Annotated in this window: 8 protein-coding genes and 1 pseudogene; all 9 read left to right on the forward strand. The window is 64.9% G+C overall.

Going from position 1 to position 9,765, the window contains the following annotated elements:
• Positions 1–133: 133 nt before the first annotated feature.
• Positions 134–1,624, forward strand: a complete 1,491-nt coding sequence (locus EN884_RS13310) for an efflux transporter outer membrane subunit (protein WP_128360575.1) — start codon at positions 134–136, stop codon at positions 1,622–1,624.
• A gap of 143 nt (positions 1,625–1,767) precedes the next feature.
• Positions 1,768–2,853, forward strand: coding sequence for a histidine kinase dimerization/phosphoacceptor domain -containing protein (locus EN884_RS13315; RefSeq protein WP_063168598.1), 1,086 nt, complete (start codon positions 1,768–1,770; stop codon positions 2,851–2,853).
• A 224-nt stretch (positions 2,854–3,077) separates the two neighbouring features.
• On the forward strand, positions 3,078–4,208 hold the full coding sequence (locus EN884_RS13320; protein WP_027160785.1) for an ROK family transcriptional regulator: 1,131 nt from the start codon (positions 3,078–3,080) through the stop codon (positions 4,206–4,208).
• Complete coding sequence (locus EN884_RS13325; protein ID WP_127371748.1) at positions 4,205–5,008, forward strand: ABC transporter permease; 804 nt, start codon at positions 4,205–4,207, stop codon at positions 5,006–5,008. Before EN884_RS13320 ends, EN884_RS13325 begins: the two co-directional genes overlap by 4 nt.
• Positions 5,008–5,766 carry an ABC transporter ATP-binding protein gene (locus EN884_RS13330; RefSeq protein ID WP_063168597.1) on the forward strand — a complete coding sequence of 253 codons (759 nt, stop codon included), beginning with the start codon at positions 5,008–5,010 and terminating at the stop codon, positions 5,764–5,766. The genes EN884_RS13325 and EN884_RS13330 overlap by 1 nt, the downstream gene beginning before the upstream one ends.
• Before the next feature lie 18 nt (positions 5,767–5,784).
• On the forward strand, positions 5,785–6,762 hold the full coding sequence (locus EN884_RS13335; protein ID WP_128360576.1) for an aliphatic sulfonate ABC transporter substrate-binding protein: 978 nt from the start codon (positions 5,785–5,787) through the stop codon (positions 6,760–6,762).
• Between the two features lie 91 nt (positions 6,763–6,853).
• Positions 6,854–8,350, forward strand: coding sequence for a sulfatase (locus EN884_RS13340; protein ID WP_063168595.1), 1,497 nt, complete (start codon positions 6,854–6,856; stop codon positions 8,348–8,350).
• A gap of 126 nt (positions 8,351–8,476) precedes the next feature.
• Positions 8,477–9,358 (forward strand): DMT family transporter, encoded by an 882-nt coding sequence (locus tag EN884_RS13345; RefSeq protein WP_063168594.1) that lies wholly within the window; start codon positions 8,477–8,479, stop codon positions 9,356–9,358.
• Positions 9,359–9,563: 205 nt separating this feature from the next.
• Positions 9,564–9,765: pseudogene (locus tag EN884_RS13350) on the forward strand (AraC family transcriptional regulator); the annotation flags it as partial.

Genomic DNA, 9,765 nt, shown 5'->3' on the forward strand with positions numbered 1-9,765 from the left:
GGCGACGGTGATCGGCGTCTTCCTGGTGCCGCTATTGTTCGTCACGGTGCGGCGCATCTTCAAGGGCAGGGCGGCCAAACCAGATACGGGCGAGACGCCGGTGACGGCCACCCAGCAATAAGGAAAACTTCACATGACAGGTTTGGAACGTGGCTCGGTGGCCGCGAGGCGGCTTCTTGCGCCTATGCTCACCGCTGTCCTGCTCGCGGGATGCGTCGTCGGTCCGGATTATCAGACACCGATACTGGCAATGCCGGCGAATTGGAGCGGCCAGAAGCCGACAAAGCCTGCCCAGCCGGCACGACTGTCAAAATGGTGGCAGCGGCTACGCGATCCCGAGCTGAACACGCTTGTCGAGGAAGCGGTTGCGGGCAATCTCGATGTCGCCACCGCCAAGGCAAAAATCCGCGAGGCGCGCGCCAGCTATCGCCAGAGTGCCGGCACATTGCTGCCTTCGGACGACGGCTCCGGCTCGGCCTCCCGCAACAAGTCGGCCGAGACCACATCAGGCTCTGACGCCACCTACAGCGAGTACCAGGCCGGCTTCGATGCAAGCTGGGAGCTCGACCTGTTCGGCGCCAACCGGAGGGGCGTAGAGGCCGCGCACTACGGGCTGAACGCCTCGCAGGAGGAACTGCGCTCGACGCTTCTCACCCTGGTCGGCGATGTCGCTTCCTATTATACCCAGGCGCGCGGCTACCAGGCCCGCATCGCGCTCGCCCGTCGTTCGGCCGCGTCGCAAAGACAGACCGCCGAACTTACCCGCACCATGGCGCAGGCGGGCACGGCGACCGCCGCCGATGTCGCCAAGGCAATGGGTCAGGCAGCGAGCACCGAAGCCGCCGTTCCGACGCTGGAGGCAAGTTATGCGCAGGCCGTGCATCGTCTCGCGGTGTTGGCCGGCCGGCCGCCTGCCTCGCTCAACGAGCGGCTGAAGCGGGTCGCGCCCATTCCTGCACCGCGCCTGCCGATGCCCACCGGAATTCCCGCCGACCTCCTGCTATCGCGGCCCGATTTGCGCATGGCGGAGCGCCAATATGCGCAATATACCGCCAAGATCGGCCAGGCCGAAGCCGCCCGCTATCCCTCGGTCAGCCTGACGGGAGACATCAGCACGGCGGCGCTGAAGCTTGGCGATCTCGGCAAGAATTCGTCGATCGGCTGGTCGTTCGGGCCGACGCTGAGTGTGCCGCTGTTCAATGCCGGCCAATTGCAGGCGGCCGTCGAGGTCGCCAAGGCGCAACGCGATCAGTATTTCATCGCTTACCGGTCTTCGGTGCTGACGGCGCTCGAGGATGTCGAGAACGCGCTGGTGCTGTTGTCGCAGGAGCGCATCCGGATCGGCAAGCTCGCCTCGTCCGCGAAGTCCTATGGCGAGGCGGCAAGTCTCGAAGGCACGCTCTACAAGGCCGGCGAGACAAGCCTCCTCGACGTGCTCGACGCCCAGCGCTCGCTCTATTCGGCCGAGGACTCGCTGCTGCAAAGCCGCGTCCTGCTGGCGACCAACTACATCGCCCTCAACAAGGCGCTCGGCGGCGGCTGGGATGGCGCGGTCGACAGCGCCAAGCCGGAGATCGTCGACGTCAAGACCGGTCCACGGCTGGCGTCGAAGCCGGCCTCCTGAGGCACTCTCAGGCAGCGGCGTCAATTCGGCAGACACGCCGCCATCGCCGATGCGGGGCGTGAAAATGCGGACTCCATGTTTGGCGATGGCGGGGTGATCGCATCGCTGTTATTGATGGTGCCCACACAGCACAGGCGCCGCAGATGACATCCGATACACAGAAGGCCGAAGCGGTCGGGCAGCTGCTCGAAACGCCGGACCTTGCCAGCGCGCTCGAAAGCGAACAGTTCAAGAAGTTCCTCGACCAGGTGCCGATCGCCATTGCCGTCTCGGACCTGGGTTCGAAGGAGCGTGTCGTCTATGCCAATCCGGAATTCGAGAAACTGTCCGGCCTCAAGGCGGCGATGCTCGCTCGCCAACACTGGGCGGCGCTTTCCGGCACCGGCCTGCACAAGCAGAAGGACCGGCCGCTGTTCGAGGCCGTGGTCGAGGACACTGATTTCATCGGCACGTTCCGGCTGGAGCGGAAGGAAGGCCAACCGACTATCGTCGACGTCTATTCCAACGTCATCGAGGACGACAATGGCAAGGCCTGCTTCCGGCTGGTGGCGCTGGTCGACGTTTCGGCCCATGGCGAAACCGAAGATGCGCGATCGATCGACGAGCGCATCCGTGAGAAGGACACGCTGCTGCGCGAACTGCAGCACCGGGTGAAGAACAATCTGCAGATGATCACCGCGCTGATCCGGATGGAGACGCGCAACGCGGCCGAACCGGACCAGAAGCGTTTCGAGAGGCTGGCGGGGCGCGTCGATGCGCTGGCGATCCTCTACCAGACGCTGTCGGGGGACGATGGCAAGGATGAGGTCGATCTTGGTGTCTATCTCAGCCAGATCGCGTCGGCGGTCATGAACTCGCATGCGGTCGAGGGCATCCGCCTCGACATGAAGGTCGACACCTATCCGGTGTCGATCAATGTCGCCATGCCGACCGGGCTGGTGGTGAACGAACTTTTGACCAATGCGCTCAAACATGCCTTCCAGGGACGTGACGGCGGCACGATCACGCTGCACAGCATCGTTGACGGCGATGGCTGCCGCATCGTGATCGCCGATGACGGCATTGGCCTGCCGGACGGCGAGAGCTGGCCCAAGCGCGGCAAACTCGGCGCGCTGATCGCCCGCTCGCTGACCGAGAATGCCAAGGCGGAGTTCGACGTGACGTCGAGCGCCGGCGAGGGCACGCGGGTGACCATCCTGTTCAAGCGCTCGGCTGCCACCGCCCCTTAGCGCGCGGGAGCCAAGCGGCATAGGTGGCCGTCTCCGCTTGGCTGATCTTCGACCTACTCATGACGGCCTTGCCTTCCCCGCTATCTCCCTTCGCGTCAATGCCCCTACTCCAGCGGCAGGGTAGGGTGAAAGCCAGGTGCATCGATGCCAGTCGCAAGCCGCGCTTTGCCGTGCTTGACAGGCTTAATTAATTTATTAACATTAGAAAATAATAGGGAGGAAGAATGGGCGCGCACCACGGAGCGATCCTGCGAATCCTGCGCGACGACGGTCCGCAGTCGCGCGCCGAACTGGCGCGGCGCACCTCGCTGTCACCCACCGCCCTGACCCATCTGACGGCCCATCTCCTGCGGGAAGGCACCGTGGTCGAGCTCAACCAGGCCACTGCCGGCGATGCACCCGTCGGCCGGCCGGCGATCGGCGTCGCGCTGGTGCCCGACGCCCTGTCCGTGGTTGGCGTGCACATTGGCGCGGGAACGATCGACGCGACCATCACCGACCTCAGGGCCGCCTCGAAAGCCATGGCCTCGCAGCATTTCGACACCGCCACCAGCGAACCCGCCGCGGTGATCGGCATGGTGGTGCGGATCGTCGAGCAATTGATCAAGAAGACCGGCGTCGACCGTTCGCGCCTGATCGGCCTGGGGCTCGGCGTGCCGGGACCGGTGGACACCAAGCGCCGCCGCAACCTGCAGTCGGTCAATTACGACTGGAAGGACGTGCCGTTCGCCGACGAGCTCGAAACGGCGCTGCGCATGCCGGTGGTGGTCGAGCACAATGTCAGCGCGATGGCGCTGGCGGAATCGCGCTACGGCATCGGGCGCGACACGACCGCGCTGCTCTACATCTATCTGCGCACCGGCCTCGGCGCCGGCCTGGTGATCAACGGCATGCCGTTCCGTCCCGGCGGCTACGGGGCCGTCGAGCTCGGCCATGTCCAGGTGGTCGAGGATGGCGAGCGTTGCGCCTGCGGCAATGTGGGCTGCCTGGAGACATTCCTGTCCGAACGCGCGCTGGCCCGCGCCGCCCATATCGACACGCCTCATCCCAGGCGCCTGCTGGCCGCGGTGGAGAAATATCCCGACGTCTGGAACGCGGCGCTCCGGCATCTGACGACGGCCATAGCGACGGCGACCAATTTGCTCAATCCCGATCTGATCGTCTTTGGCGGTCACCTGGCCGAAGCCCCGGAAAGCTTCATCGATCATATAAGGCGGGGCGTTCCGCCACGCGTCCTGCCGCCGATGCGCGACGTGCTGCGGGTCGAGCGGTCGAGCCTCGGTCCTGGTGCCGGCGCCATCGGTGCTGCTGCGGCGGCGCTCGACCATTTTTTCTATTCGGGGGTGTCGCGATGAGCGAAGCGTCGAAGACGACACGCTCCGGCGGCGGCTCGAACGAGGATCGGGGTATCGACTATCGCGGTCTCGCGCTCAATCTCTGCGGTCTCGTCGCCGGCATCGCCATCTGGTGGGTGTTGACGGCGGGGGGCGCGGGGGGCCTGCCGCCACCGCCACAGGTTGCGTCCAGGTTTATCGATCTGATCGCAAACGGGCAGCTCGCCACCGACATCATGTCGAGCCTTGCTCGGGTGATGACCGGCTTTCTCCTCGGCGTCATCCTGGCGATCCCGGTCGGCTTCGTCATGGGCTGGTACAAGGTCGCGCGCTCGCTTATCGAGCCGTATCTGCAGTTCTTCCGCATGATCCCGCCGCTGGCCATCATTCCGCTGGCGATCGTAACGATGGGCATCGACGAGACGCCGAAGATCTTCGTCATCTTCCTGGCCTCCTTCCTGGCCGGCGTCGTCGCCACCTATCAGGGCGTCATCAGCGTCGACAAGACGATGATCAACGCCGCGCGCGTGCTCGGCGCCAAGGACATGACCATCTTCCTGCGCGTCATCATTCCCGCATCGACGCCGTTCATCCTGGTCGGCGTGCGCATCGGCCTCGGCTCGGCCTGGGCGACGCTGGTGGCCGCCGAACTGATCGCCGCGCAGACCGGCCTCGGTTTCCGCATGCAGCAGGCGCAACTCTACTACGACCTGCCGACCATCTTCGTCAGCCTGATCACCATCGGCCTTCTCGGCCTTGCCATGGATCGCATCCTTTTGGTGATCGAGCGCCGGCTGACCGTCTGGCAGGAGCGCGTGTGATGCCGCCCAAGATCGTCTTCGACAAGGTCACGCGCCGGTTCGACCTCAAGGACAATGCCTTCGTCGCGCTTGACCGGCTGTCGCTCGACATCGCCGACGGCGAATTCGTCACCGTCGTCGGTCCGTCCGGCTGCGGTAAGTCGACCGCGCTCAACATCGCGGCCGGCCTGCTGAAGCCGAGCGAGGGCACCGTGCTGGTCGATGGCAAGGCGGTCGAGGGGCCGGGTCCGGAGCGCGGCATGATCTTCCAGCAATACGCGCTGTTTCCCTGGCTCACCGTACGCCAGAACGTCGAGTTCGGGCTGCGCATCAAGGGCGAGGAAGCTTCGCGCCGCCGGCAGATCGCCGAGCGTTTCATCGATCTCGTCGGCCTTGGCGACTTCGCCGACGCGCTGCCGAAGACGCTTTCGGGCGGCATGAAGCAGCGTTGCGCGATCGCCCGGGCCTATGCGGTCGATCCCTCGATCCTTTTGATGGACGAGCCCTTCGGGGCGCTCGACGCACTGACCCGCGTGCAGCTCCAGGACCAGTTGCTCGACACCTGGAGCCGGGAGCGGCGCACCGTGATGTTCATCACCCACGATGTCGACGAGGCGGTCTACCTCGCCAACCGCGTCATCGTCATGGCGGCGCGGCCCGGCAGGCTGCAGGAGATCATCGACGTCGGCCTGCCTTACCCAAGAACCGAGGAAATCCGGCTTTCGGCGGAGTTCATGAGCATCCGCAACCGCGTCTGGCAAGCCGTTTACCACCAGTAACAGTGACAGGAGGAGAGTATGGTGACACTGACAAGACGTAACCTCATCGCATCATCGGCGGCACTTGCCGCGTTCGCTGCCTCTGGCATCCGTGCCGGAGCGGCGGGAACGGCGGCACGCATCGGCTACAACGGCGATTTCTGGGGCGCCAGCGTGGCCGGCGTCGCGGCCGACCAGGGCTTCTATGCCAAGCACGGCGTCGATGCCAATATCAAGGTCTTCACCAACGGCCCCATCCAGGTCCAGGCGCTTGGCGCCAACAGCCTGGAATGCGGCTATCTCGGACCGGGCGCGCTGTGGCTGCCGGCGAGCGGCAAGGCCAAGATCATCGCCGTCAACGATGTCGGCTTCTCGGACCGGGTGATCGCCCAAGCCGGCATCACGTCCATCGCCGGCCTCAAGGGCAAGAAGGTCGCGATCGCGGCCGGCACCTCGGGCGACATGCTGTTGCGGCTGGCGCTGCGCAAGGCCGGTATGGCGATGACCGACCTCGACATCGTGCAGATGGACCCGAGCACCATCGTGGCGGCCTTCGCCTCCAAGCAGGTCGACGCGGCCGGCATCTGGTATCCGTTCGTCGGCATCATCCAGAAGAGCGTTCCCGATCTGGTGGAGCTGGCCAAGAACGACGACTTCTATCCGCAGACCACATTTCCGAGCGTCTTCATTGCCCGCAACGATTTGGTCGAGGGCAATCCCGATCTCGTCCGCAACGTGGTGCGCGCCATCAAGGACGCGCAGGATTTTCGTGCCGCCAACCAGGACAAGGCGATCGAGATCACCTCCAAGCTGCTCGGCATTCCTGCCGACCAGCTGAAGACGGAAGCCGGTTATGGCCGTTTCATGACCTCGGCCGAACTGATCAAGCTAACCAAGGACGGCACCGTGAACGGCTGGTTCTCGACGATGAACGACCTGTTCAAGACCTTTGGCAAGCTCGAGACCTCGCTCGATCCCAAGGACTATTATCTGGGCGATCAATACATTTCGGCCTGACGGCCTTCTTGAAATCGCCCCTTGCAAACCGCAAGCCCCGGCAGCGAACCGGGGCCTGTTTCCTGACAATCACAGCAGCGACGAGCCATCCATGAACGTTCTCTATATCGACATCGACAGCCTCAGGCGCGACCACCTCGGCTGCTACGGCTATCATCGCAACACCTCTCCCGTCATCGACAGCCTTGCCGGCGAGGGCATCCGCTTCGAGAACGTCTATGTGTCCGATGTGCCTTGCCATCCGTCGCGCACGGCGCTGTGGAGCGGCCGCCACGGAATGCGGACCGGCGTGGTCGGCCATGGCGGCACCGCCTGCGAGCCGTTCCGCGAAGGCGCCGAGCGAGCCTGGGCCGGCACCTTCTACGAGGAAGGCTGGATGCGGGCGCTGCGCGATCTCGGCTACCACACCACGACCATCAGCAGTTTTGGCGAACGGCATGGCTGCTGGCATTGGTATGCCGGCTTCAACGAGATCATCAATCCCGGCAAGGCCGGCATGGAGAACGCCGACGAGGTTTCGGGCCTGGCGATCGACTGGCTGAAGCGCAATGGCTCGGCAAAAAAGTGGTTCCTGCATGTCAATGTCTGGGACCCGCACACGCCCTATCGCGCGCCGGACGCTTTCGGCGACCCCTTCGCCGACCAGCCGCTTCCCGACTGGATGACCAGGGCGGTATTCGAGAAGAGCCATGCTGGCTACGGCCCGCACAGCCCGCAGGAACCCTCGGGCTTCGACGTCGAGCCGGGCGGATCGAAATACCGGCGCATGCCGTCGCCGATCAGCGGCATGGACACCGTCAAGGCCTGGTTCGACGGCTACGACACCGGCGTGCTCTATGCCGATTATCATGTCGGTCTCATCGTCGAGGAGTTGAAGCGGCAAGGCCTGTTCGACGACACGATCATCGTCATCGGCGCCGATCATGGCGAAAACCTCGGCGAGCTCAACGTCTGGGGTGATCATCAGACGGCCGACGAATTCACCTGCAACGTGCCGCTGGTCATCCGCTGGCCCGGCGCCGAGGACATGCGCGGCGTCAATGGCGGCCTTCACTATCATTTCGACTGGGCCGCCACGCTGATCGACCGGCTCGGCGGCAACGTTCCGGCGCTTTGGGACGGGCGCTCCTTTGCACCGGCGCTTGCCGCGAAGGAGGAAGGTGGCCGCGATTTCCTGGTGCTGAGCCAGGGTGCGTGGGCGGTACAGCGCGGCGTGCGGTTCCGGCTCGGCGGGGCCGACTGGCTGATGCTGCGCACCTATCATGACGGCTACAAGGATTTCGGCCCGGTCAGCCTGTTCAATCTGAGTGAGGATCCGCATGAGCAGCATGATCTCTCAGGCTCCCGAAGCGATGTGGTCGATCATGCCAGCCGGCTGCTCGAGGACTGGCGCAGCGCCATGGCCATCCGCAGCGACAGCGATGTCGACCCGCTGGTGACGGTGATCCGGGAAGGCGGGCCGTTCCATTGCCTTGGCGAGTTGCCGGCCTATCTCGAAAGACTGCGCCGGACCGGCCGCACCGATGCGGCAGCGGCCCTCGAGCAGCGCCACCCGGCACCGCCGCCACGGCGCAAATCCCTGAACTGACCGGCCGGCGGCACTTGGCCGTGCCCTAGCAGCCAGTTGCCGCTGCCTCACGACAGGCCGGCCGGTTCGCCCTATCTCCATGCCGCCGGTCGGGTTTGGACCCGGCGATATGGAGGATGGGATCACGTGACACCGACGCCGATTGCCCGTCGCGAAGCGGCGCCCTTGCCTGTCGCAGCACTGATGGGCGCCATGGTGTCGATCCAGATCGGCGCCACCTTCGCCAAAGGCCTGTTCCCGCAGATCGGCGCGCAAGGGACGACGACGCTCAGGCTGGTCATCGGTGCGCTGATGCTGATCGCGGTGCTGCGGCCCTGGCAGATGCGGCCCTCGCGTGCCACCATGCCGTGGCTGGTCGCTTATGGAGTGACGCTCGCCGCCCTCAACCTCCTGTTCTACGCAGCGCTGGCCAGGATTCCGCTCGGCATCGCGGTGGCGCTGGAGTTTACCGGCCCGCTTCTGGTGGCGACCTTGACTTCGCGGCGCGCCAGCGACTTTGCCTGGATCGCGCTGGCGGTGGCCGGCATCCTGCTGTTGTCGCCCTTCGTTCGTTCCCTCGCGCCGCTTGATCCGATCGGGGTGATGCTGGCGCTGGCGGCCGGCGGCTTCTGGGCGCTCTACATCGTGCTGGCCCAGAAGGCCGGCGCGGAGCTTGGCACCCGCACCACCGCCTACGGCATGGCCATCGCCGCCGTGCTGGTGCTGCCCTTCGGTGTCGCCCAGGCGGGATCCGCGCTGCTGGCCCCGTCGATCCTGGTCAGCGCGCTGCTCGTCGGCCTGTTTTCCAGCGCATTGCCGTTCTTCCTGGAGATGGTGGCGCTGACCCGCATGCCGGCGCGCATCTACGGCACGCTGACCTGCCTGGAGCCTGGGCTTGGTGCACTGGCCGGCTTCCTGTTCCTGCATGAAAGCCTGACCGCGACGCAACTGGCCGGGATCGCTGCCGTTGTTGTCGCCGCCTTCGGCACGGCGCTGACATCACGGCCGCCGGTTCCATCGCCGGAGTAGGGGAACGATTCGTCGGCACTGGGTATTTTCGAGTAATCCGAAATTCAGCCAGCCAGATCCGCGAAATCAGGCCAATCCTTGTTCAGGACGGCACTGAAATTGTCGCCTGGCGCACAAGTATTTCCGGCTCTGGACAGACCGTGATCTGGTCCAATACGGTGCGTGTCGAAGTGAAGACGCGATTGTAGAAAAGGCCGGTCGTCCCTTGCAAAAGAACGTCTTCTCATCGGCGGATCTGCCGCCGCATCTGGATCATCGCGCACGCTTCGCGCTCTGGCAGGACGTCCATGTCGCCGAGATATGGTCGGTCGAATACACGATTTCGGAAAGACTGTCGTTCGAAGCCGCGATCGAAGCCACCGCTGTCGGGTCGCTGGTGCTTGGACAGATGGCCGGGACGATACGTC

Origin of the sequence: Mesorhizobium sp. M7A.F.Ca.AU.001.01.1.1 (genome assembly GCF_004022735.1) — a bacterium.
Taxonomy (GTDB): domain Bacteria; phylum Pseudomonadota; class Alphaproteobacteria; order Rhizobiales; family Rhizobiaceae; genus Mesorhizobium; species Mesorhizobium ciceri.

Bases quoted from the DNA above. Each gene is read 5' to 3' on its own strand.
- EN884_RS13330 (WP_063168597.1), top strand. From the start codon at position 5,008: ATGCCGCCCAAGATCGTCTTCGACAAGGTCACGCGCCGGTTCGACCTC.
- EN884_RS13340 (WP_063168595.1), top strand. From the start codon at position 6,854: ATGAACGTTCTCTATATCGACATCGACAGCCTCAGGCGCGACCACCTC.
- EN884_RS13310 (WP_128360575.1), top strand. From the start codon at position 134: ATGACAGGTTTGGAACGTGGCTCGGTGGCCGCGAGGCGGCTTCTTGCG.
- EN884_RS13335 (WP_128360576.1), top strand. From the start codon at position 5,785: ATGGTGACACTGACAAGACGTAACCTCATCGCATCATCGGCGGCACTT.
- EN884_RS13325 (WP_127371748.1), top strand. From the start codon at position 4,205: ATGAGCGAAGCGTCGAAGACGACACGCTCCGGCGGCGGCTCGAACGAG.
- EN884_RS13320 (WP_027160785.1), top strand. From the start codon at position 3,078: ATGGGCGCGCACCACGGAGCGATCCTGCGAATCCTGCGCGACGACGGT.
- EN884_RS13315 (WP_063168598.1), top strand. From the start codon at position 1,768: ATGACATCCGATACACAGAAGGCCGAAGCGGTCGGGCAGCTGCTCGAA.